The sequence below is a fragment of the Pseudomonas sp. MYb60 genome, from assembly GCF_002979555.1.
In the GTDB taxonomy this organism is placed as follows: domain Bacteria; phylum Pseudomonadota; class Gammaproteobacteria; order Pseudomonadales; family Pseudomonadaceae; genus Aquipseudomonas.
The window spans coordinates 86,673-111,427 of record NZ_PCOZ01000008.1 but is presented as its reverse complement, the minus strand read 5'-3'; the positions used below and the strand labels follow the sequence as shown (position 1 = coordinate 111,427).

General features: G+C 54.2%; 19 protein-coding genes. 18 read left to right on the top strand and 1 reads right to left on the bottom strand.

The window, feature by feature from the left end:
- Positions 1-12 precede the first annotated feature (12 nt).
- The 5 genes from CQ041_RS15575 to CQ041_RS15555 all read left to right on the top strand — a co-directional run bounded on the left by CQ041_RS15575 (position 13) and on the right by CQ041_RS15555 (position 6,679).
- Positions 13-1,290: a DUF445 domain-containing protein gene (locus tag CQ041_RS15575; RefSeq protein ID WP_105523328.1), complete on the top strand. Its 1,278-nt coding sequence runs from the start codon at positions 13-15 to the stop codon at positions 1,288-1,290.
- 576 nt (positions 1,291-1,866) lie between these two features.
- Positions 1,867-2,733 (top strand): GTPase, encoded by an 867-nt coding sequence (locus CQ041_RS15570; protein WP_105523327.1) that lies wholly within the window; start codon positions 1,867-1,869, stop codon positions 2,731-2,733.
- Between the two features lie 12 nt (positions 2,734-2,745).
- Positions 2,746-3,198 carry a hypothetical protein gene (locus CQ041_RS15565; protein WP_105523326.1) on the top strand — a complete coding sequence of 151 codons (453 nt, stop codon included), beginning with the start codon at positions 2,746-2,748 and terminating at the stop codon, positions 3,196-3,198.
- A gap of 6 nt (positions 3,199-3,204) precedes the next feature.
- Positions 3,205-5,064 (top strand): hypothetical protein, encoded by a 1,860-nt coding sequence (locus tag CQ041_RS15560; protein ID WP_105523325.1) that lies wholly within the window; start codon positions 3,205-3,207, stop codon positions 5,062-5,064.
- On the top strand, positions 5,051-6,679 hold the full coding sequence (locus CQ041_RS15555; protein ID WP_105523324.1) for a GTPase: 1,629 nt from the start codon (positions 5,051-5,053) through the stop codon (positions 6,677-6,679). Before CQ041_RS15560 ends, CQ041_RS15555 begins: the two co-directional genes overlap by 14 nt.
- Positions 6,680-6,834: 155 nt before the next feature.
- On the opposite strand, the gene CQ041_RS15550 is transcribed toward CQ041_RS15555, so the two are convergent.
- Positions 6,835-7,707, bottom strand: coding sequence for a WYL domain-containing protein (locus CQ041_RS15550; RefSeq protein WP_105523323.1), 873 nt, complete (start codon positions 7,705-7,707; stop codon positions 6,835-6,837).
- 119 nt (positions 7,708-7,826) lie between these two features.
- On the opposite strand from CQ041_RS15550, the gene CQ041_RS15545 reads away from it, so the two are divergent.
- From CQ041_RS15545 to brxL, 13 genes are all read left to right on the top strand, one after another.
- Positions 7,827-8,081 carry a hypothetical protein gene (locus CQ041_RS15545; RefSeq protein WP_105523322.1) on the top strand — a complete coding sequence of 85 codons (255 nt, stop codon included), beginning with the start codon at positions 7,827-7,829 and terminating at the stop codon, positions 8,079-8,081.
- Positions 8,082-8,092: 11 nt separating this feature from the next.
- Complete coding sequence (locus CQ041_RS15540) at positions 8,093-9,145, top strand: ADP-ribosylglycohydrolase family protein (protein ID WP_105523321.1); 1,053 nt, start codon at positions 8,093-8,095, stop codon at positions 9,143-9,145.
- Between the two features lie 206 nt (positions 9,146-9,351).
- Complete coding sequence (locus CQ041_RS15535; protein WP_010463602.1) at positions 9,352-9,555, top strand: helix-turn-helix domain-containing protein; 204 nt, start codon at positions 9,352-9,354, stop codon at positions 9,553-9,555.
- Positions 9,548-10,159 carry a DUF1819 family protein gene (locus CQ041_RS15530; protein ID WP_105523320.1) on the top strand — a complete coding sequence of 204 codons (612 nt, stop codon included), beginning with the start codon at positions 9,548-9,550 and terminating at the stop codon, positions 10,157-10,159. The genes CQ041_RS15535 and CQ041_RS15530 overlap by 8 nt, the downstream gene beginning before the upstream one ends.
- Entirely contained in the window at positions 10,156-10,812 is a 657-nt protein-coding gene (locus CQ041_RS15525) for a DUF1788 domain-containing protein (protein WP_105523319.1), read from the top strand. Before CQ041_RS15530 ends, CQ041_RS15525 begins: the two co-directional genes overlap by 4 nt.
- 11 nt (positions 10,813-10,823) lie before the next feature.
- Positions 10,824-14,381: a BREX system P-loop protein BrxC gene (brxC, locus tag CQ041_RS15520; RefSeq protein WP_105523318.1), complete on the top strand. Its 3,558-nt coding sequence runs from the start codon at positions 10,824-10,826 to the stop codon at positions 14,379-14,381.
- 71 nt (positions 14,382-14,452) lie between these two features.
- Positions 14,453-16,279: a BREX-1 system adenine-specific DNA-methyltransferase PglX gene (pglX, locus tag CQ041_RS15515; RefSeq protein WP_105523317.1), complete on the top strand. Its 1,827-nt coding sequence runs from the start codon at positions 14,453-14,455 to the stop codon at positions 16,277-16,279.
- The gene (locus CQ041_RS15510) at positions 16,276-17,439 is read left to right on the top strand and encodes an ATP/GTP-binding protein (protein ID WP_105523316.1); all 1,164 of its coding nucleotides are present in this window, start codon (positions 16,276-16,278) and stop codon (positions 17,437-17,439) included. Before pglX (CQ041_RS15515) ends, CQ041_RS15510 begins: the two co-directional genes overlap by 4 nt.
- A gap of 1 nt (position 17,440) precedes the next feature.
- Positions 17,441-17,968 (top strand): hypothetical protein, encoded by a 528-nt coding sequence (locus tag CQ041_RS15505; protein WP_105523315.1) that lies wholly within the window; start codon positions 17,441-17,443, stop codon positions 17,966-17,968.
- A gap of 5 nt (positions 17,969-17,973) precedes the next feature.
- Positions 17,974-18,153 (top strand): hypothetical protein, encoded by a 180-nt coding sequence (locus CQ041_RS15500; protein ID WP_146116065.1) that lies wholly within the window; start codon positions 17,974-17,976, stop codon positions 18,151-18,153.
- Positions 18,150-19,901, top strand: a complete 1,752-nt coding sequence (gene pglX, locus CQ041_RS15495; RefSeq protein WP_105523313.1) for a BREX-1 system adenine-specific DNA-methyltransferase PglX — start codon at positions 18,150-18,152, stop codon at positions 19,899-19,901. Before CQ041_RS15500 ends, pglX (CQ041_RS15495) begins: the two co-directional genes overlap by 4 nt.
- A gap of 51 nt (positions 19,902-19,952) precedes the next feature.
- Entirely contained in the window at positions 19,953-22,460 is a 2,508-nt protein-coding gene (gene pglZ / locus CQ041_RS15490; RefSeq protein WP_105523312.1) for a BREX-1 system phosphatase PglZ type A, read from the top strand.
- A gap of 12 nt (positions 22,461-22,472) precedes the next feature.
- Positions 22,473-24,575, top strand: coding sequence for a BREX system Lon protease-like protein BrxL (gene brxL, locus CQ041_RS15485; RefSeq protein ID WP_105523311.1), 2,103 nt, complete (start codon positions 22,473-22,475; stop codon positions 24,573-24,575).
- The last annotated feature ends 180 nt before the right edge of the window (positions 24,576-24,755 follow it).

The window sequence follows — 24,755 nt, the reverse complement described above, 5'->3', positions numbered from 1 at the left end:
TAAGGTTTTTTGATGTTGAAACTCGATTCGCCGTTGGCGCGGATGAAGGCAATAGCGTCTGGGTTGTTCTTGTTGGCGGCAGCGCTCTATGTCGCAGCCTTGATGTTGATCCACTCCCATCCCGTGTTGGGGGGGTATATGAAAGCCTTCTCCGAGGCTGCGATGGTTGGCGCCATCGCCGACTGGTTTGCCGTTACTGCCCTGTTCCGACGCCCCTTGGGATTGCCTATTCCTCACACGGCCATCATCCCGCGCAACAAGGCGCGTATTGGCGCCAACCTGGGGGACTTTATTTGTACTCACTTTCTTTCACGCGAGCAGGTACTTCAGAAGGTCAGCGAATTTGATACTGCCAGGCGGTTGGCGCAATGGCTGTCGAAGGAAGACAACGCCGCAGTCTTGTCGGGTTTAGCCGTCAAGCTGGCTGGGCATGGTATTGGCGCCCTGCGTGACGAGCGTGTGCGCCAGTTTGTACGCAGCACTGCTCTGGCGCGCCTGGAAGAAGTTGATTTGGCAAAAATGAGTGGTCAGTTGCTGGAGGTGCTCACCGATGATGGGAGGGCACAGGAGGTACTCGACGCCGTATTGAATCAAGTCGATATTTCACTGCAAGGCGAAGCGACAAAAAAACGCATCGCCGACGTTTTGGCCACGGAGTTCGAGTTCTTGCGGTTCAACGTTTTCGGCAAGGAACTGCCTCTGCACAACGTTGCTGGCAACTGGTCATCGGCAAAGTTGGTCGAGCGAATCTCTGACGTGATCAGCGAGGTCAACCACGACACTGAACACCCGCTGCGCAAACATTTCGACCAGCAGTTGGGAACCCTGGTGCAAAAGCTCAAGGAGGAACCGGCTTTTCGATGGCGTGCGGCACAACTGCGCGCTCAACTCGTTCAGCACCCGGCACTGCACAGCTACCTGACTGACCTGGTCGACGATGTAGTGAACTGGTTCGAGGAAGACATTGCTCGAAGCGATTCCACAACGCGCCAGCGCTTGGAGGAGGGTACTCGCAAGGTTGGTGAAGCATTGAGCGAAGACGCTTTGATGCAGGGCTGGATAAACGACCAGATTCTGGCAATGGCGGGCCCATTGGTTGAGCGCTATCGCTCAGAGATCGGCCGCTACATTGCTGAACGCATCGAAGCCTGGAACGAGAAGGAACTGGTGGAGCAACTGGAGTCACACGTGGGCAAAGACCTTCAGTTTATTCGTATCAACGGAACATTGGTGGGAGGGCTGGTGGGGGTGATCATTCATCTTGGGACTGAGTTTGCATTACAGATGTGAGAAGCACTTTGAATCGTGGTCCTCAGGAGAGTGTAAATCCCCAGTGAGCTTGCCGCTTAAAGATTTCCAGGCGAAGGCCGACAAAACAAAAGGCTGAGGCGACCAACGACTGAACCTTCAATGGAGTTATCAGCCTGTCCGTCACAGCGGGTTCGGCGATTTAAACTGGATTTTCTCGGGGCGACGCAATTTGTCGCGAGGTATGGTCATGCTCAAACCAGCCAATAAACAGGAGTATGGATCATGCTGAAAAACTTTCTCGCCGCAGTTGGCCTCGTCGTTATCGCCAAGAAAGGGTACGAGGTGTATCGGTCTTACAAGTCAATGGAGGCGGAAAACGAGTTTTTGCGAAAGGGGCAGGGGCCGGTTTAGTGTCCATCCCATCGCCTTATTGCTGCTTGTAGATCTGCGTTTGATTGACAGTTTACCAAGGCATGGCAAAGTGATATCGCTTGAAGGATGATCCGGGTTGCAGGTGTTCAGGCGCCAGGGTGCGCGCTGAACGTTATGACTTGGGGCAACTTGTGTTTTATCCCGGATGCGCCAGCGCTTCCGACACTGCAATAAGGACATTTCATGCCAGCTGAAAATTGGCTGATTCAGCTCCATCGCGAGTCAGCTGAATTCGCGCGTTTGTATCAGGAGCGTCAAGAGGGAAAGACCGTCGACCGGACTTTGCGTATAGCGGTCTGTGGTCTGATGAACGCTGGCAAGAGCGCACTGCTCAATGCATTGACCGGCCATCTTGAAAACGAATTCTTCGAAACCAAAGCAGTGCGCTCGACTAAGACGGTGCAAACCTTAACCCATGGAGGGATTACTTACGTAGACACTCCGGGCATTGACGCCAATAACGAGGATGACCAGCACGCGTGGCGTGGCTTGGCGACTGCCGACATTATTCTATTCGCCCACAACCTGGGCACGGGTACTCTGGAAACCGTAGAAATCAACTTCCTTAAGGAGTTGAAACATCGGCGTCCTGATATCGAAGACAGCTTACTGGTCGTTCTGACCCATGCCGAAAGTGCGTCGCAGCAAAGGCAGGATCGCCTCGACGCAATCAGCGCCATCCTCGCGGCGTTGTTCAAGGCACCTCGTACGCTGATCCCGACGTCGTTCACTACCTACCGCAAAGGCGTCTTGGAGCAAAAGCCCGCCCTCATGGAGCATAGCGGCATCAACGTGCTGCACCACCATTTGAAGACACTTATCGAGCACGCCGAAAGCGAGTTGCATGCCGTGCGCCGTGCGCGAGATAAGCAGCGTCTGAGTAAGTTGGAGGCCATTGTCGATAAGGCCATCGCCAAACGGGAACGCGCACTGGCTGCCGTCGAAGCCAAACAATCACAGGTGTTTCTGGTGCTTAGCCAGAGTGTGAACCAGTTGGTCAGCACGACCCGAGAACGCATCCGCCGCTGCGAAACCCTTGAATCCGATTGAGAGGACATTGCTATGTGGTGGTTATTGGTACCCGTAATCGGCGCTTTGGTTGCCGCCGTCGCCAGCTCCGACGATGAAGAAAAAGAAGCGGCCGAACGCAGGGCGCGCATTCAGGCCCGTGAGGCCGAGTCAAAGGCCATTGCTCGTCGCAAACAAGCAAACCTCGAGAAGCGTAAGGCTCAACTGGTTGCCGACGTTGATTGCCAACTGAAAGATTTATTTGCGACGCACCCAGCGGTGCTCGATCGAACTGACCAGGGCGCGCCGCACGTCAGCTTTGACAGCCTTCGTGTCTTTGCAATCAAAAAGGTGCCGAGCAAACCAAAAGCTATGTTGAAGCACCTGGATACGATTGCCCCCGGTGCAGCCTTCAGCCCGATCTGGGTCAAGCAAGCTGTCCAGGCGCACGCACTTCAGAAAGAAATCACGGGCCTTCAGCGCCTGAAAGAAGAATTGCTGGGATAAGTCACGATGACAGACCGCCACGCCAACAGAAATGATTTGTTAAATGTCTTCGCCGGGATTGCCGGTGAGTTCGATCAGGTCAAACGCCAGATCGATCGCCGGGAAAATGTCCTCAAGGCTCAGCTGACGAAGCTTGACGACGCGCGCAAGACTTCGCCTTGGCGTGAAAGCCCGCTTGAGCAGCGTCACCCGTTGCAGGATATGGCTGAACGCTGTCAGCAGGGGCTCGACAGTCAGCTTGATGCCTGGATCAGGAATGTCGAAAACTATGAGCGCAATACTTCGTTTCGCAAGGACTTCGATGACTCGCTACTGATCTTTGTCTACGGCAAGGTCAAAGCTGGAAAATCCTCCCTGGGGAATTATCTCGCCTATGGGAACTCTGCTCCGGACGCGGCCTTGATCGACAGCGCTTCCCCTCGCCCCGAGTTTTTCTGGCGCGAAAGTACCGGGACTGCAGAAACCATGTCCGCAGAGTTGATGAGCAAGCAGCGATGCTTTGGCGTCGACGTGGTGGAAGCGACCAGCTCTATCCAGGGTTTCAGGTTGCCGGGCATGACCTGGGTCGATTCCCCGGGGGTTCACTCGGTCAACAGCGTCAACGGCCGGTTGGCCGACGACTATGTCGCGTGTGCCGACCTGATCGTATTCCTGAGCAACTCCAGCAGTCCTGGCCGGCACTCCGATATGAATGAGGTCGTCGGGCTGCTCCAGAAAAAGAAAAACCTCATGGTGCTTCTCACTGGCAGCGATGTGATTGAGGAGGATGTTGATGACTTGGGTAACTTGGTTAACCAACGGGTAATGAAGGCGCGATCCGATCGTGATGACCAGATTGGTTACGTCGGGTCGGAGCTGGCCAAGATTGACCCATCAGCACAATCGCTCCTGAATCAAATCAATATTCACTCGATTTCGGTGCGTTATGCCGAGGAAGGTGGCCCCCAGGAGCAGGCGCAACGCTGGCAGGACAGTGGGCTGGCCGACTTCGCCGCAGATATTGGCAACATAGCCCGTTCCAGTGGGCTCGCCCTCAAGCGCCAGACACCCTTGAAGAATCTGCAGGCGTTCTGCATCAAGCTGGCCGAATCGACGGATCAGCTGGAAAAAGAGCTGGTTGATATCAGAACAGGGCTGAGCGCCGCGCGTAAGGACCTGAAGCTGAGCGTCGATCATATTCTGAGCCAGCTCAGAAAAGAATTACCGGGTCAGATCGAAAAGTATGCCGATCAATATGCGATGAACGACCAGGCTTTTTCTGAAGCCTGCCGTAAATTGCTCGATCATGCTTTCCAGCATTACGCCAGCGAACTGTGTGATTCGATTGGCCAGAAATTCGAAAACATTGAAGTTCACGACCAGGCGGTTGGACCTGTCGCCCGAGAGGCCCCTCAGTTTTCAGAGCGCGTTGAAAAGATCAAATTCGACTCCCGCCGCAATGAGTCATTCGGCAGGGCCGGCGGGGCAGGATTCGGTGCCTGGGGGGGCGCTGAAGGTGGGGCAGCTCTAGGCACTTTGATTATGCCAGGTGTGGGGACGGTCATCGGTGGCCTGATCGGTGGCGCACTTGGAGCCTGGGCGGGAAACAAGGCTGGGGGCGCAGCGGGCGAATACTTCAATACCACTGAAGAAATCGAAGTGGCTGTGGGCGACAACCGCGACGAAGTTTCACTGGGGACCCGCGAACAGTTGCTTGAGCTTGCCGAGAACCGGCTGAATGTCCTGTATGAGCAACTGGACCAATTGTGCTTTATCGACATTGCCGACTGGTTGAAAAACTTCCACACCGCATTAAAAGAAATGCGCCAGCACACGCTTACTCAAATTCAGGAAATCGAAAAGGAGCTGTCCCATGGCATTGCCTGACTTCGCACGGGTTATCCACACCTATGAACGGGTCAGCACCCCGCTGGGCCGTTGGCTGTCCGAACAACAACGTGATGAGCTGGGAGCCCGGTTGCAGACCAAGGCTGAGCAGTTACACCCTCGAATCATGGTCTACGGCAACTACAACGCTGGCAAAAGTACCCTGCTCAATGCCTTGATGGGGCGGGCAGATGCGAAGATGGCGGATCGACCGGAAACGGCCGCGGTAACTGAGTACCGCTGGGGCAATTACACGCTCCTCGACACACCTGGCATCGACGCACCGATTGAGCATGAAGAGGTGGCTGAGAACCAACTGCACAATAGCGAAGTTGTGTTGTTCGTGGTCGCTGCAGGCGGTGCCACCGACGAAGCGAAAACCTGGGAGCGGTTGGTCGATATCGTCGCCTCAGAGCGCCGGGTAATGCTCATCGTCAACAACAAGGCAGGCATTACGGTCGGCGATCGCGATTATGTCGGCATCACCGATCGCCTGCGCATTCATCTGCAACGTGCGGCGAGTGAGCGCGGTATTGAAAACATTCTGGACAAGGTCCCGGTGCAATGGGTCAATGCCAGAAGCGCCCTCAAAGGACGACTCGAGGACAAGGCGCCGCTGATAGGCGCCAGCGGCATTCTTGACTTGGAGGAGGCGCTGGGCGACTTCCTGGAGCAAAGCGACACCGGGACAATCTTCGCGGCTTGTCGCAAAGACCTGGTGGTTGCGATCGAACAAGCCAATTTGCGGTTGGTGCAGGCCGGCAATGACCGTCAGGCTGAAGCGCTGACGAAAGCCAAACTGCAGATTGAAAACGAGCGCAGCCGTCTGACTGCATGCCTGAACGATCACCTGGATCGCGATTGTCGTAGTGCAAAGCAGGCAATTGTCAGTCTGATTACTTCAGTAGCAGAAGGACAAGTCAGGGGGGACACCAACCAGGCGATGGAAGTGGGGGCGGCAGACGTTGTCCAGTCTCTGGGCGACAAACTGATGCGCACGCTGGAGTACGAGCTGCCCAAGACTCAGCAGAGCCTGGGTGAAATCGGTGAGAAACTGGCCGAGTCCACTCTCCGACACGCTGACGCCATGCTGAATGCAGATCTGGATGCGCCGCAGGATGCTGGTGAAAGCATACTGTCGCCAGCCATCAAGGATGCCTTGAAGAAAGTCCCCATGGGTAATGTCAAGGACATGACTGAACAGGGAGTGAAAGCGGCACTGGAGCTAGGAAAAGAGTTTCTGCCCAAACTGTTCAAAGGTATTGGCCCCAAGACCATGGGACGCTGGGCCAGTACAGCGGGTCGCTGGGCGGGGCCTTTGGTACAGGTCGGCGTGGCGTTGTACGACATCTACCAGGCTATTCGTACAGAGAATGCGGAGAAGGCAGCGCAAGCTCGTCGTACCAAAGCCATCGACGACTCTGCCAGTTCGTTTGTCCACGATTTGCGTCAGGCCTATCAGTTCCAAATAACTCTGGTGGTTGAGCAGGTGTTCAAACCTATGGATGAGTGGATCGACGCGCAAAGCCAGGCACTGGTGCAACAAGACAAGGCCGCAGAGAACGATAGAATTCTGTTCGAACAGGCACTGATTGAACTGCGCCCGCAAGACTGATCTGGTCATTAACGCATCTCATCTCAACATTCGCTCCGGACATAGGACGGGGCGAATGCTTCCAGAGAGCCCAGAGTCACGCCTATTATTCTTCCATCTCGGAGGTTCAATTAATTCGTGATGCAGTGCGTCACGAATTAAAATGCCGGGTTGAGTCACTCATAAAGCCAGGGCTTCAACTCATCCAGATTCCTCACCACGATCTGCTGCGCCGCCGCTTTGGGGTCGAGCTTTTTCGGATCGATTTGAAAACGCTGCAACACATACTTGACCAAGGCGCGGCGTGTCGGAATGACCAGCACACCATCCTCCATGCCGAAATCGGCTTCGATGATTGCCTTCTGTTCTGGCTTGAGCCTTGAGTCGGGTTCGATGATCACGGCTACCTTGGTGTTCCAGTCTTCATCCTCGTCGATGAGGTTCTCGGTCTTGCGTTCGAACTCCGGTTGGCCGCGCAGACGACTCAGCACAAAGTCCCGATATTCACGATTCTTCTCGCAATACGCCCGCACATGCCAACGCATACCGGTGTAAATCAGTGTGTGTGGTGCAATCAAGCGAGTTTCTGGAGCCGGGTTAGCGAGTGAAACGTACTCGACTTCAATAACCTCGCTGTCGCGGCATGCCTTAAGCAATGGGCGCAACACTTCAGGTCGAATCGTCCGGTCCGGCACCTCCAGAACCATGGTGTGGGCATACGCCAAGGCCAAACCTTCCACATGCGGCGCACGGGAATGGGTCTGGTTCAGCAGGTGCAGATAAGCGCTGGCGCTGTCGTCGATGAACAATGGCTTGAACTGTTTGCTGGGGACGTAGCCCTTCAGCTGCTTGTCATATGTAAGGTTTTTAGGCGCATGTTCGGTGATGTAAGTGTTGATGTCCTTGGACGCCTGCTGACGACTGATCCCGAAGCTTTGGATCAGGTGCACTGTGGTCAGCCGGCCTTCCCACCAGGCGACAGTCTCGATCAGACGATAGCGAAGTGCCAGATCCCAGCGAACTTGCTTGATGTCTTGTTTGCGTTTCATGACCGCTCCATGTGCGTGAATACTTTACCTGTATAAGTCTACATTCTAGACCTGTCGCTTAACACTACATATCTTGTGTCTGTCTTCGAGATTTATCGAACTCACGGAAGGAAGTGGACATGAGTATGTCGGAAGCGGTTTCGACAGGTGCTTTGCTGATGATGGGGGCAATCCTGCTGGTGCTTCTGCTGCAGTACATGAGGTTGCGTGAACTCTGGCAAATGGCTCTTGGCTATCAAAAGAGCGCGCGTTGGGCACGGATCTGGGAAATGGAGAACCGGGAACTGCGCTCGGCGCTGCGCGCTGAGAGAGCGCACATCGAGCAGTTGCAAAGAAAGCTCGTGATTTTGCAAGAATTGATACCAGCTGTGTGAAGGAGAAGGATATGAACAGACTTGAAAGGATCAAAGGCTGCCTTCTGGGTGGTGCGGTCGGCGATGCGTTGGGCGCCGCGGTAGAGTTCCTCGATTGGCCTTCAATCGAAGCTAAATTCGGTCCAAAGGGAATCGTTGATTTTTCTCCAGCTTTCGGTATCACCGGTGCCATCACCGACGACACGCAGATGATGCTCTTCACGGCCGAAGGCTTGCTGCGGGCTTATGTGTGCGGCAGTTCGCGAGGGGTTTGCCACGTTCCCAGCATTATCCATCATGCTTTGCTGCGCTGGTTGATTACTCAGGATTACCCTACGGCGATTCCGATCAGCACGGACGGGTGGCTGATCGAGCAGCCAGGACTTTGGTCTCGGCGTGCCCCTGGCACTACCTGCCTCAATGCACTCAAAGTCAGTCCACGTCTAGGCGCTGTCGCCGAAAACAACAGTAAAGGCTGTGGCGCCGTGACGCGCGTAGCGCCCTGTGCATTCTTTGCCAACGCCTTCGACTACGCAGCCCAGTCCGGGCGCCTGACTCACGGGCACCCCAGCGGTTACCTTGCGGCAGGGCTATTCGCTGACATCCTGCAGCGGATAGTTGACCGGCAAGACAGCCTCGAACACGCAATCACCGAAAGCCTGGCCAAATACGGGCAAGAGCCCGGTATGGAAGAAACCCGCAGCCTTATCGAACGTGTGCTCTTCTTCTTCTATGAAGGCTACCAGCCCACCCCGCAACGTATCGACGAACTCGGTGGCGGTTGGGGCGCTGAAGAGTCGCTGGCGATTGGTCTTTGGTGCGCCCTGATGGCGAGCTCGTTTGAGGAGGGCGTGATCACGGCAGTGAATCACGGTGGCGATAGCGACAGCACCGGGCTGATAGCCGGGCACCTGTTGGGTGCTCAGTATGGCGCAGCGGCGATTCCAGTTCGATGGTTTGGACAGTTGGAATTGCGTGAGGTGATCGAGCAAATGGCCGAGGATATCGAACGCGTTCCGCGTGAGTACTGTGGGTATGGCGGAGAGTTCGATCAGCAGATCGAGCAGATGTATCCCGGCGGGTGAGCGAACTGATGAGGCGCATTTTCATTTCGCCACTGAGCTAATCGCTGTTTAGGATTACCAAAGCAAACTCGCTAGGCTGCCCTTTGACGCCATCTTGAAGTGGCACAGGCATTTGTCAGGTATTAATCATGAGAAGCAGCTTTAACCTTATTAAACCCGACAAAAACGGCTAATATCAGCACGTTTTTTTATCGGCAGATTTGGCTATGACTGATCGTTGGCACAGTGTTGATGAAATTGCCGAACACCTCGGCGTCAGCAAGGACACCGTTTATGCATGGATTGCCAAACGCAGCATGCCAGCCCACAAGGTCGGTCGGTTGTGGAAGTTCCAGAAGGTTGAGGTGGATACCTGGGTCAAAGCTGGCGGAGCCAGTGACGAATCGCAGCAGGCGCGAAGTGATGGCTGAGCGTTATCGTCTTTCTTTCACCACGGGTGGCCTGTTTTTGCAGGAAGCACCGCTGGTTGTGGAGCGCTATCTAACGCTGCGTGATTGGAAGCAAACACGGGAGCAGGTGCGTGGTGAGAACCTGTTGCAAGTTCGTACAGCAGCTGCTGCGACACGTATCAGTAAGGAGTTGATCGCGCGTCTGGAGCTTTTGGATCCAGAGGAGCTGGAGTTTTTGGTGGATGGCAGCCTGCGGGAGCAAGGCTACCTTCTGTGGGTTGCAACTTGCCGGCGCTATGCCTTCATCCGCGACTTCGCCCGCGAAGTTCTGCGCGAGCATTACCTGCTTATGCGCCGCCAACTCACGACAAGCGATTACGATGCCTTCTGCAATGCCAAAGCTTTGTGGCATGCCGAGCTGGATGATCTGGCCGCGTCCACGCATAGCAAATTGCGACAAAACCTGTTCCGCATGTTGCGGGATGCCGACTTGATCAGCGCACAGCACCAGATTCAGCCTGTGTTGATAACTCCAGCGCTGGCCCATTTACTGGCTCGCCACGATAACGAGCAATTGCTGATATTTCCGGCAACTGACCATGAACTTAAAAGGTGGCTGCAATGAGCCAAAAAATCAGTCAGCAGCCGCTGGCAGTCCGCTTTGAACACCTAATGAACGTCATGAGCGGTCAGCGCTTTCTGGAAATGAAGGGGCTGAATAATGATCTGCCGTTCTACATCTGCGAATTCAAGGCGGCTGAAGCCTTTGAGATACAACGCATGCAGCGGCAACTGGTCAACACGTTGGCCGGTCTGCGTGTCGATTGTTTGCAGGGGCGTGGTGTAAAGGTATTGGAAGTCAGCCTGTACGACCTGACCATCGACTTGCTAAAGGCTCGCGAGGGCAGTGACGAAGGTGTCAGCTTGTGGGAGCAGATCCGGGCGGTTGAGCCCGATGTGGAAAAAGAAGGTCTGCTGGAGCTTTTGCAGGGTGTATTGGACATCAAGGAACACCTGGTCCCGGCTATTGGCGAACGTATTGCCCAGGCGGATTACGACGTGCTTTTCCTTTCCGGCATCGGTGAAGTATTCCCCTATATTCGCTCGCACAACGTACTCAACAATTTACAAAGCACGGCCAAGGACAAACCTACGGTGATGTTCTTCCCCGGTGAGTATCGGCATTCGCTGGAGCAGGGCGCGTCTCTGGAGCTGTTTGGCTTGCTGCACGATGACAAGTACTACCGCGCATTCAATATTTTCGAGTCTCAGGTGTAAGGAAGCAGTCGATGAAACTCAACGGAATTTTCAAGAGCCCAGTCAGTCGCCCGATTGAGGGCGTCATCAAGGCCGACGACGAAGCTAGCTTGTTCAACGAGCTCAGTGAATACGTCCTGACTGACGAAGTCGCCAAGCGTCTGGAGCACTTCCTCGATGCCTATACCGACTACCACCATGCCAATGGCGTCTGGGTCTCCGGCTTCTTCGGCTCGGGTAAGTCGCATCTGCTGAAAATGCTTGCCCTGCTGCTGGAAAATCGCCAGGTCGACGGCAGTACTGCACTGGACATCTTCCTACCCAAGATCAAGGACGACGACGAGCTGTTGCGCGCCCAGCTCAAGAAAGCTGTCGCCATCCCCTCGAAAAGCATCCTGTTCAACATCGACCAAAAGGCCGACATCATCAGCAAGACTCAGGTCGACGCCTTGCTCTCGGTGTTCGTCAAAGTCTTCAACGAGATGTGTGGTTATTACGGCAAGCAGGGCTACATTGCCCAGTTTGAGCGCGACCTGGACAGTCGCGAACTGTTCCAACCGTTCAAGGAAGCCTATCAGAGCATCGCCAATAAGCCCTGGGAGCGTGGTCGTGAGCAGGCGCTGCTGGAGACAGGCAATATCGCCAAGGCCTACGCCCAGATCACCGACGAAGACTTGGCGCTGGCCAAGGGCATCCTCGATAAATACCGCGCTCAACACAGCGTTTCCATTGAAGACTTCGGCAATCAGGTCAAGGAATGGCTGGACAAACAGCCGTCCAACTTCCGCCTAAATTTCTTTGTCGATGAGGTCGGCCAGTACATTGCCGACAACACAAAACTCATGACCAACCTGCAAACCGTGGCTGAAAGTCTGGCCACCAAGTGCGAAGGTAGGGCGTGGGTCTTCGTCACCGCACAGGAGGATATGGACTCCGTGATGGGCGATATGAGCAAGCAGCAAAGCAACGACTTCACCAAGATCCAGGCCCGCTTTGCCAACCGTCTCAAGCTCACCAGTGCCGACGTGGCTGAGGTAATCCAGAAGCGCCTGCTGACCAAAAACGATATAGGTGCCGACCTGCTGAAAACTGTCTACGACCAGCAGTTCAACAACTTTAAAACCCTGTTCGAGTTTACTGATGGCGGCCAGCACTACCAGAACTTCCGCGATCTGGAGCACTTCACCTACTGCTACCCCTTCGTGCCTTACCAGTTCCCGTTGTTTCAGTCGGCTATTCGTGGCATATCCATGCACAACGGCTTTGAGGGTAAGGCCAACTCGGTGGGCGAGCGCTCCATGCTCGGCGTATTCCGCGAAGTGGCCATGGCCATCGACAACGAGCCAGTCGGCCAGCTGGCTACCTTCGAACGCATGTTCGAAGGCATTCGCGGCGCGCTGAAAAGCGCTATTCAAAGCGCCATCAACAATGCCGAGCGGCACCTTGGTGACCCATACGCGGTGCGCGTGCTCAAAGCATTGTTCTTGGTCAAATACGTCAAGGAGTTCAAGGCTACTCTACGCAATCTCAATGTGCTAATGCTGGAGCGTTTTGGCGAAGACATTCCAGCCCAACGCAAGAAGCTGGAAGCGGCACTTAACTTGCTGGAGCAGCAAACCTACATCCAACGCAATGGCGAGCTCTACGAGTACCTGACAGACGAAGAGAAGGACATCGAAGAAGAGATCAAAAACACGGAGATCGAAACTGCCGATGTCATCAAGGAGCTGGAAACCCTGCTGTTTGATGGTGTGATTAAGCAGCGCAAGGTCCGCTATGAAAACGGCCAGGACTACGCCTATACGCGCAAAATGGACGACCGTTCGCTCAGTCGCGAGTTTGAGTTGGCCATCCACATTGTCACTCCGCTTAGTGACAACTTCGATAACCTCACGGTGCAGCGCATGCAGAGCATGGGACGTGATGAGCTGCGCGTGGTGCTGCCGGCTGATGCCCGGTTCATGCAGGATCTCACCCTGCACAAGCGCACTGAGAAATACATCCGACAGAACAGCAGCACCCAGCAGGAAGCCGTCAAACGCATCATCGACGCCAAGGGTTTCCAGAACAACGAACGTCTGGCCGAGCTGCAGGATCGTGCCAAGGAGCTGCTCGGCAAAGCGCACTTGATAATTAACGCCGCCGACGTGGAGGCCACCAGCAGCGACGGTCAGGTCCGTATGCTCAAAGGCTTCTACCAGCTGATCGAAACTACTTATCCGAACCTGCGCATGCTGCGCGATGTGCCGTTCAACGAGAATGACATCGGCAAATACTTGCGCCAGGCCCAGGACGGTCTACTCGGCAACGACGCTACTAGCCTGACCGAACCCGAGCAGGAACTACTGGCCTATATCCAGAGCAATGCTCGCAGCGGTGTGCGCACCACGGTCAAAACCCTATTGGAGCGCTTCGAGCGCAAGAACTACGGTTGGTACTACGCGGCCATCCTCTGCAACCTCGCGCTGCTTTGCGCACGTGGCAAGGCGGAGGTGCGGCAAGACAGCAACCTGCTGGAAGGCGACAACCTAGAGCGCAGCTTGCGCAACACCAACACTCACACCACCTTGGTGCTGGAGCCGCAAATCGAGTTCAGCGCCTCCCAGGTTCGCCATCTCAAAGAGTTCTTTGCCGACTTTTTCGACCGTCCCGCCAGCTGCAACGAAGCCCGCGCTCTGGCGCGTGAAACCATCGACGCCTTCAAAGAACTGGAGATTGATTTAGCCGAACTGCATGGGCAAAAAGCCTTGTATGGCTTCCTCAGCGTGCTGGATGGCGTGATGGCTACCCTCAAGGAAATCGCCGGCAAAAACGCCAGCTGGTTCCTTACCGAACTGTCCCGCGCCTCCGATGCCTTGCTCGACACCAAAGAGCAGATCATTGAGCCGCTACGTCGCTTCATGGGTAGTCCGCAAAAAGCTATTTACGATCAGGCTCGCCAACTGGTGCAGGAGCAGGAAGACAATTTCGCCTATGTCGCCACGGGGGAGGTTGAAGCCATCAAGGCATTACTCACCGAGAATAAACCCTGGCAAGGCAATCGTCTGCAGCAGGCCAAACCGCAACTGGAGGCCCTGCAGCAAACCATTGTTAACCAGCTAACCAGCGAAAAGGCTACCGCAGTCAGCCGGCTTGTCGAGTTGGAGCAGCGTCTGCAGGGGAGCAACGAGTACGGCAGTCTTAAGCCTGAGCAGCAGGCTCAGCTGGCTGTGCCGTTTGTTGAAGCTCAGCAGTCAATGCAAGGGCAGAAGCGTATTGCCATGATCCGCGATCAGTTGCGTGCCTTCGAGGACAACCAATACGCACAGTTACTGCTTAAATTAGAGCGACTGGCTCGTCCGCAACCGGTACCAGATCCAATCCCACCCTTTTCTCCGCCACCAGCGGGAAATCAGGACATCGATTATTCGCCGCCACCAAGCGCAGAACCACCCAAAGAGGCCGAACCGCGCTTGGTGCCCGCACGATCTATTACGGTGGGTTACAGCAAGCCTTGGCTGGCCAGTGAATCCGAGCTGGATGATTACCTACGACAGCAGCGCGAAGCTTGGCTGAAGGAAATCCAAGCAGGCAACCGCGTACAGATTTGAAACGGACAAGTGCCCCGATCATTTTCGTGAAACCACAAAAATGATCGAGCAGGCCCATAAAGAGAAGAATGATGGAAACCACCAAACTCAAGAAGTTCGCCCAGCACGCACGTCGCCTTCTCTTGGAGCAAGTGGGCGCCAAGCTCTCCCTGGTGCTATATGCCAGCAGTGCTGCCCGCCGTGAGAATCCGCAAGCCGTTGCCCGGCTGGAAAAAAAGATCGCCGCGAACGGCCGCGAGCAGCTCATCGACAAGGTCGCCTACACCTGGTTCAACCGCTTCTGCGCCCTTCGCTTTATGGATGTTAACGGCTACACCCGTATCCGCGTGGTATCGCCCGCTGATGAAGGCCAGTTCCAGCCTGAAATACTGGCTGAAGCCAAAGCCGGACATATCGACGACGAGCGCGTGCCCGAGCGAGTCCGCCAGCAGATCCAGGCTCTGCTTAGCGGTAACACCCCTAGCCACGATCCGCAGCAGGAAGCCTACCGTCTGCTGGTAGTGGCCGAGTGCAACGCCTTCCACAGCGCCATGCCTTACCTGTTCGAGCGCATCGCAGACTACACCGAGTTGCTGATGCCCGACGACTTGCTCTCGGGTAACTCTATATTGGCTTACACACGCGAAGCCATGACTCTCGGCGCCTGTCAAGACGTGGAAGTCATCGGCTGGCTGTACCAGTTCTACATCTCCGAGAAAAAGGACGCGGTGTTTGACGGACTGAAAAAGAACCAGAAGATCAACCCTGAAAATATCCCCGCCGCTACCCAGCTATTCACCCCGCACTGGATAGTGCGCTACCTGGTGGAAAACTCTCTGGGCCGGTTGTGGTTGCTCAACAATCCCAACTCGGCACTCGCTGGGCAGATGGACTATTACATCAAGCCCGAAGCAGCGGAAACAGACTTCCTCAAGATTGCTCGCCCGGAAAATATCAAGGTCTGCGACCCTGCTTGTGGCTCCGGTCACATGCTTACCTATGCCTTCGACCTTCTCTATGCGATTTACGAAGAGGTGGGTACCGACCCCAGTGAAATCCCGGAAAAAATCCTCACGCACAACCTTTACGGGATCGAACTTGACGAGCGCGCAGGGGAGCTGGCGGCTTTTGCTCTGACCATGAAAGCCCGTGCCAAACAGCGCCGCTTTTTCAACAAAGCCATCAAGCCAAACATCTGTGTGCTGGAAAAAGTGGAGTTCAGCCACGACGAGTTGGATGAATACATTTCGTCCGTGGGGAGCGACCTGTTTACCCTCGACTTGCGTGAGACCCTCAAGCAATTTGAGGAGGCTGACAACTTTGGCTCGCTGATCCGCCCCAAGCTCACCGGCGTGCAAAACGTGTTGCCCGTGTTGGAGGCCAAGGACATGGTGGGCAACCTGTTCCTCGCTAGCACCCACGCCAAGGTGCTGCAGGTGCTGCGAATGACCGAGTACCTGAGCCCGCACTACGCGGTGGTGGTTGCCAACCCACCGTATATGGGCGGCAAGGGTATGAATGGCCGTCTGGGTGCCTGGGCCAAGGAAAATTATCCAAATAGCAAGTCCGACTTGTTTGCCATGTTCATAGAGCGCGGTTTTGATCTAACACCGAAGCACGGTTACAGCGCCATGGTCACCATGCAGAGCTGGATGTTCCTGTCCTCCTACGAATCGCTTCGCGAACGAATCTTGCGTGAAACGTCAATCGATTGCATGGCGCATATGGCCAACATGGTGATGGGCATTGCCTTTGGCACGGCGGCAACCGTCTGCAAGAAGGGCGGAAGCCCGAAAGCGCGAGGGGCTTACTGCTATGTCGATTACGAAGACATCGGTGAAGACAATAAGCCTATGGAGTTTCCACCGCGGAATGAAAGAAATAGGAAGGCTGTTAATCAGCGGGAGGCCATCCAATGATTACCCGTCTCGAGCTTAAAAACTTCACGGCGTTCAGTGAGCTGGCCATTGATTTCTCCCCCAAGATCAACGTGATCATTGGCGAGAACGGCAACGGTAAAACCCAGCTGCTCAAAAGTGCTTATGCTCTGTGCGCGGGTGGGGCCTTGCAGCATAAGTCAGGCGCTGCTGGTAATGAGTTGGAACAAACCCTTGCCCGTAAGCTGGTTCGGGTACTCATGCCGCTGGATGAAAAACTAGGGAACATGCGTAGATCCGGCGCCCGTGGCAATGCGCAACTGAAAGCAGCGTTTGTGCTGGGTGAAGAAATTGACCTGACTTTCAATGGCACGGCAGAAGTAGCCACTGTTAATGCCAATGCTGCGTACGCCAATTATCGGGCTGAGCCGATATTTGTGCCTACCAAAGAAGTGTTGTCACTGGTGCGCGGTATGGCCGATGCCAATCATGACCAACGCACAGTAGAGTTGATCTTCGATGATGGTTATCTGGATCTGGCGCAGATGATGTTGCGCGAGGGCGTGGAAGATCCAGAGTCCAAGGTCAATTTAGGTCCACGTTTTGACAGCATTGTGCCCATGTTGACCAACCTTATTGGTGGTCGCTATCAACTGGAAAACGGGGAGTTTTGTTTCCAGTCAGGAACGTATATTGAAAAGCTGGGGAAAAGTAGCTCTGAAACAAAAGCCCCACAAACATTTCAAAAAGCCTCTACACGATTTGTGCCTGCAAAGTCCGCAATGCTTTCAAGCGGCATGACCGCCGAAGGCTTCCGTAAGGTCGGAGTGCTCCAGCGCCTGCTGACCAACGGTACTCTTAACCCCGGTGTCAGTGGCCCCCTGCTGTGGGATGAGCCCGAATCCAATCTCAACCCCAAGCTTATGAGGCAGCTGGTTGAAGTCCTCCTGGAATTGTCACGCAACGGTCAGCAGGTCATTCTGGCTACGCATGACTATGTATTGCTCAAGTGGTTTGACCTGCTAATGGATAAAGACCAGGACGATCATGTGAGATTCCATGCGCTCTATCGAGACGAGGACAGCGGTAATGTGCAGGTAGATAGTGTGGATGACTACCGAGCCCTTAAGGCCAATGCGATTTCGGAAGCATTCAACGACTTGACGATTGCTCATGCACAATCTCGTCTCAAAGGTGCATGACATGACGATACTTACTGAGGATGGACTTCAGATAAATTTCAATGGCGCTCAGCGCGCCATGAAGTTTGATCAAAAGGACCCAAGTCTTCCGGATTTTCATGATTTGCAAAATATGCCGAGAGTTGATTTTATTGTTGAGACGGATGAGTCGATCTATTTTATTGAGATTAAAGACCCAGGAAGGCCTGATGCAGTTGATGTGGGTGGAACGAAGCTACTCAAGAAAATTGTGAACGGAACGCTTGAGGCTTCTCTAATAGAAAAATATATTTTTACGTTTTTCTATCGATGGGCTGAATGTGATCTTGATAAAACTGTTCACTACGTCTCGCTGATTACTTTGGAGTCGGCATTATTACAGCCGATTGTAGATGGAATGGAAAGGCTGATGATTAATTTTTCGAAAAAATCTAATCGATGGAGTCGTGAGCCCTTGGCTAGCTGCCAGATTCACAATATAGAAACTTGGCAGGCTGTTTTTCCTCATTGGCCAGTAACGCGCTTGGCGCCTGTTATGCAGGAGGCATGATTGACATGCAGAATTATTTAAGTAGCAGCATTGCCGACTATTGTGTTACCGGCGAAATTGACGTCCGAGCACTGCGCCAGTTCCAGTCGAGTCACTGCCCGTCGAGCCGCCCATTTAAGCCTGTGCCGGAAGGCTTTTCGCCCGCCCATGCGAGAAATACCCTGTCCAAAGGGAAAGAACAATGAATCAGGAAAATCAAAAAAGCATGGAGCAGTATTTTTTTCGGGCTTCGGTGGAGGATTTTAAGAAAATTTCAGGGAGTCCGATTGCGTATTGGATGAGTGCGCAAATGCGCAACGTTTTCGATTCGTGTGTTGTGTTGAAAGAAATCGGAGACACACGTCAAGGCATGGCAACCAGCGACAATAACCGCTTTTTAAGAGCTTGGTTTGAAGTCAGTTTTGAAAAATCGTGCCTTAATGCAAGAACTCGAGATGAAGCCGCCAAGTCTTCCAAAAAATGGTTCCCTTACAATAAAGGAGGTGAGTTTAGAAAGTGGTTTGGGAATTCGGATTTTTTCGTAAATTGGGAGCATGATGGGAAGGAGCTGCTTGATTATGCGGCTTCGCTATATGGAAGCCCAACTCGAACTATCAAAAGCATCTCTGAATATTTTAAGCCTTGTATAAGTTGGTCAAAAATATCTAGTGGTAATTTGGCGATGAGGTACTATCCGGAAGGCTACCTGTTTGACGTTGCAGGATGTTGCATTTTTTCACCTGAGCAAAGTGATCTAATGTTCCTGCTTGGGTATTCCAACACAATTATGGTTAGAGAGTTGCTGGCAAGTATTTCGCCAACTCTTAACTTTGAGGCAGGTCAAATAGCTTCACTGCCAATTCTGGCGTTAGATAGAAGTACTTTTGCCCATACGCCAGAAAAATTGATACAACATGCAAAAAATGATTGGGACTCCTACGAAACTTCCTGGGATTTCACCAGCCTTCCACTGCTGAACGCCGACTATCGCCAGCCTACACTGCAAGGGACCTACCAGCAGCTCCGCACCTACTGGCGCAGCATGACGCAGGAAATGCAGCGCCTTGAAGAAGAAAACAACCACGTTTTCATTGACTCCTACGGCCTACAAGGAGAGCTGAAACCAGAGGTTCCGTTGAAGGAAATCACGCTCACCTGCAACCCACATTACCGTTATGGTGGAGCCAAGAATCACAATGAGCTTGAGGCGCAGTTGCAAGCCGACACTATGGCTGAGCTCCTCAGCTACGCCGTAGCTTGCATGTTTGGCCGCTACAGTTTGGACAAGCCGGGCTTAGTACTGGCCAATCAGGGAGCGACTCTGAATGATTACCTGCGCCAGGTGCCCGCGCCGAGCTTTATGCCGGATGAGGACAACGTGATCCCGCTGCTGGATGGCGAGTGGTTTGCAGACGATGTGACCGAGCGCTTCCGCACCTTTTTGCGCGGGGCCTTTGGTGAGGAAAACTACGAAGAAAACATGGCTTTTCTTGAGCAGTCCTTGGGCAAGGACGTACGCAAGTACTTCATCAAGGACTTCTACTCCGACCATGTGAAGCGCTACAAAAAACGGCCAATCTACTGGCTATTCGCCAGTCCAAAGGGTACGTTCAGCGCGCTGATTTACCTGCACCGCTACCGCCCGGATACTGTGAGTGTGGTGTTGAAGTATCTGCGCGACTTCCGCAAAAAACTGGCCGCACGCCTGGACTACCTGCAGCAGGTCGGCATCAGCACCAGCGTCAGCCAAGGTGAAAAGACCCGCGCCCTCAAGGAAATTGAAACGCTCAAAAAGCAACTCCTGGAGCTGGACGACTACGAGCGCGACACACTCTATCCGCTAGCTACTGAGCAGGTGGCGTTGGATCTGGATGACGGCGTCAAAGTGAACTATCTCAAGCTTGGCTCGGCGCTGAAAAAGATCGTCGGGCTAGATGCCAAGGGGGATGAGTGAAATCTAACAAAGAGCAGAAGCACTGCAGGTTTGGATGGGGAATGCATAAACATGAGTAACCCCAAAATCACCCAAGCTCTGAGCAACCTGTTCGACAAGCAGCGCATAGTGTTCTGGTATGACACGCGCCTGGAGTTTCGCGCTGATTTTGAGACGCTGGAGCTGCCGGATGTCGAGAAGATCGAGCTAGCTAACAATGAGTTCGGCGTGAAATACCGCCTGCTGCGCGAGCTACCCGAACAAAAGTTCCTGCTCTACCGAGAAGGTGCCGAACCGCCTCATTTACAGAATTGGCTGCTGGATGTTCAGCTCGCCAGCGGCAATTGCTTCCGCACAGATCAGGTCGCCTTATGGCTGGCAGAACTGGAGCTTGGGCCAGACAGCTATCCGCTTCTCGAAGCGCATGTGGCGTTTTTCGAGTCCGCCAAGCGCCGCGAGGCACTCGGTAAGTTGCTGGAGGCGGGTGATTCGCAGAACCTGCTGCAACGCAAAATGCTTGCCGTATGCGCCGGCAACGAACCGCGCCTGGATGTGATCCTGGAAAATCTGCTGGGTGATTTGGCCGCTAGCAAAGATGTACGGATCAACTTAATCGAAAGCAGCGGCTTAAATGCTTATCTGTGGGAGCAGTTGAAGCGCGCCTATGGCTATAGCTCCGAGCAACCAGGGTTGCACGATTTCGTTATCGAGCTGTTTAAGGCTTGTTTCATGCTTGGGATCGACCCGGCTTATAAGGCGCGACTGTCCGCTGAGGCGCTGGTGTTTCTTAAACGCTGGAAGGACAGTCGTTCGCATGAGCAGAGTTTCGAGACACTGTCTCAGCAGTGCGCGGTGGTGCTGCAGATCGACGACAAGTTGCAAACCCTCGACTGGCGTAGCCTGCTGGAGCTGGATTATTTCGAGCTGATCGACCGAAAAATCCTCAGTGAGCTGGTACGTGCCGTGGTGGCCCGTACAGTGACCGCTCAGGAGGTGGAACAGTGGGTGCGCCAGCGCCGTCAGAGCCACTGGTTTGAGCGCTTCAAGGATATGTACCTGGCGTTGGAGCATGCGGCTCAGTTCATTCAGGTGCTGGACATAACGCAGCTACAAATGGAATCGTTGACTGATGGCGTGCAAAAATACGCCAGCCAGTGGTTCCGGCTGGATCAGCGTTACCGCAAGTTCGTCTATCACTTGCGTGAATCCGGTCAGGCTTCGCTGCTGGGTGAGTTGGCTAAGCAGGTCGAGAACCTGTACACCAACAACTACCTGAGCCGTCTTAACGACCGCTGGCAGCACCACGTGGATACGGCACAGTATTGGGAGGCCGCACCCGTTGTGCTGCAGCGCAATTTCTTCAGCCGCTATGTGCAGCCCTTTGTGGAGCGCAAAACTAAGGTGTGCGTGCTGATTTCCGATGCGTTCCGCTATGAGGTAGGCGAGGAGCTGCAAAGCCTGATTCGTCAGGAAGATCGTTTCGAGGCTGATCTGGAGCCGATGCTGTCGATGCTGCCGAGTTACACCCAGCTCGGCATGGCGGCGCTACTACCCAACAGCAGCTTGCAACTGGCCGACAACGACAGTGGCGATGCCACAGTGGACGGTCAGAGCGCTCAAGGCTCGGTCAACCGGGGCAAGATACTGGCGACCAGGGTGCCAGCATCCCAGGTGGTACGAGCCAAGGATTTACTGGCGATGAACCAGGCCGATTCTCGGGCCTTACTGCGCGACAACGAGGTGGTTTACGTTTATCACAACCTGATCGATAAGACCGGCGACACTCGTGATACCGAGGAACGGGTATTTGCGGCGGCTGAGGAAACGCTTAGTGAGTTGATCCGTCTGGTCAAGAAGCTAACCAACGCCAATGCCAGTAACCTCCTTATTACAGCCGACCATGGCTTCATCTACCAGAATCATCCGCTGCAGGAGAGCGATTTCCTCAGCAGTGAGCCGGAGGGTGATGAGGTCCTCTACCGTGACCGGCGTTTTGTGCTGGGTCGTGGTTTGCGCGAAGGAGCCAGCTTTAAAACCTTCAACCCGGTGCAACTAGGCCTGACGGGTGCGCTCATGGTGCAGATTCCCAAGTCCATCAACCGTCTGCGGCTGAAGGGCTCTGGAAGCCGCTTTGTGCATGGCGGTGCCACGCTGCAGGAGGTTGTGATCCCGGTCATCCGCATTAACAAGAAGCGCCAGAGCGATGTGGGTCGGGTAGAGGTGGAGTTCATCGGTGGCGGTGGCAAGACCATCACTACCGGGCAGTTGGCCGTGGTGCTCTATCAAACCGAGGCAGTGACCGAGAAACTGCAGTCGCGCCGGTTGCGTGCAGGTCTGTTCACGCTGGACGGAGAGCTGGTATCCGATCAGCATGAGCTGTTGTTCGACTTTAGCTCTGCCAACCCGCGTGAACGGGAGTTGCCGGTGCGTTTCATTCTCAGCCGTAAGGCCGATGAGGCGAACAATCAACAGGTGGAGCTGGTCCTTGAAGAGACCGTGGAAGGCACTTCACACTTCACACGGTACAAAGCTGCGCGTTACTCCATTCGCCGCTCGTTTAGCAGCGAATTTGATTTTTAAGCAGGAGCTCCAATGAGTCAGCTCGACGACAAGATCAACCAGCACTTTGCCGGCTTAGTGGTGCGCAAAGACTTGGTCAAAGCTGTGAAGGGCAACGCCATTGTGCCGTCGTATGTACTGGAGTACTTGTTGGGTCAGTACTGCGCGACCAATGATGAAGCGACGATCCAGACCGGTATTGAGACCGTCAAGGAGATCCTGCGTAAGCACTATGTCCACCGCAACGAAGCTGGGCTGGTGCGCTCGACCATCAAGGAGAAGGGGCGGCACAAGGTTATTGACCGTATTAGCGTCTCATTAAACGACAAGGATGACGTGTACGAGGCTGAGTTCGCCAACCTAGGCATCAAGAAAGTGCTGATCGACTCCAACACCGTCAAGGCTCACCAGAAGCTGCTGGTAGGTGGTGTTTGGAGTATTGCGGATGTGGAGTATGAATACACCGAGGACAAGTCTGCTTCACCTTGGATTCTGGCCTCGCTAAAGCCAATTCAGATTTCCCGCTTTGATTTCGAGGGCTATCTGGAGGCACGTAAGCAGTTCACCACTGATGAGTGGATTGACCTGCTGATCCAGAGCGTAGGTTTCAATCCGCAGATGTTCGGCAAGCGCAATAAGCTTGCTCAGCTTATCCGCCTTATCCCGTTCTGCGAGCGCAATTACAACCTGATCGAGCTGGGGCCGAAGGGCACCGGCAAGTCGCACGTTTATTCGGAGTTCTCGCCCCACGGCATTCTTATATCCGGTGGCGAAGTTACAGTTCCCAAGCTGTTCGTCCATAACGGCACGGGTAAACTCGGTCTGGTGGGTTACTGGGATGTAGTGGCATTCGATGAGTTCGCCGGCAAGCAAAAGCGAGTGGATAAGGCGCTGGTGGACATCATGAAGAACTACATGGCCAACAAGTCGTTCTCGCGGGGTGTGGAAACCCTCGGAGCTGAGGCCAGCATGGTGTTTGTGGGTAATACCGATCACACCGTACCGTACATGCTTAAGCACACGGACCTGTTCGACCCACTGCCGGAAAAGTTTCACGATTCAGCCTTTCTCGACCGCATTCACAGCTACATCCCCGGATGGGAAGTGGATGTCATCCGTGGCGAGATGTTCTCCAGTGGATACGGCTTTGTGGTGGACTACCTGGCCGAGATCCTGCGCTCGCTTCGTAGTCATGACTACTCAGATCGCTACAAGGGACAGTTCACGCTATCCGACGATATTTCGACGCGTGACCGCGATGGCATCAACAAAACCTTTTCTGGTTTGATGAAGATCCTGTACCCGCATGGCGAGGCGACAGACGCCGAAGTGGAAGACGTATTGCGCACCGCTATTGAAGGGCGCAAGCGGGTGAAGGATCAGTTGCTACGCATTGACGCGACCTATCCGGCAGTTCGTTTTGCCTACCAGGGGGCGGATGCTCAGGAGCGTTTGGTGCGCACTCTGGAAGAGGATGAGTATCCTAATCAATACCATCGTAGGGGAGCGACTGAAGTTTCTACTGCAGACTTACCCCAAGTCGGCACTGACCCTTTGGCGCTTATCGAGGCAGCGCCAGCCATGCAAGGGCCAGCTTCACGCCCAAGCAATCCTGTGCCGATGGAACCAGTGCTGAAAGAGCAGCATTTGGTCTTCCACGAAAATCAGCGAGGACTGAGTTTTGACAAGTTGTTCAGTCCCTATCTGGTAGGTGCCAAGCGCATCATCATCACAGACCCCTATCTTCGTATGTTCCACCAGTTGCGCAACTTGATGGAACTGATGGAGACCATTAGCAAGCTACAAGGCCCGGAAGATGAGGTGGTTGTTCATGTGGTGACTGTTGAGGATGATTCCAATGGTGATCGTCAGACCGACAGCCTGCAGAAGATCGCTGATGCTTGCACCGGTGTTGGCATCCAGTTCAGTTGGGCCTACGACACCAGCGGCACCAAGCATGACCGAGACATTACAACCGACACGGGTTGGAAGATATTGCTTGGCCGTGGCTTGGATGTTTTTCAGCGCTTTGAGCTGAATGATGCCTTCAGCTTTGCGAATCGGCTCCAGCAGCATCGGCAGTGCAAAGAATTTAGTGTGACCTTTGTGCGAATTGGCCCGGCAGCTTGTTCGTAGGTTTACGACTATTAGGCAGAGGCAGAGGCAGAGGCAGAGGCAGAGGCAGAGGCACTCTGATTTGTGTTCGCAGCACGACTAAAGCAAAAAAGTTAGGCCGACTGCGGATGCCCTTAGGCGTCGGGAAGTCATAGTTTCGGCTGCAGCAGGAGCTGAGTACAACCGCTGGATCACGACAAA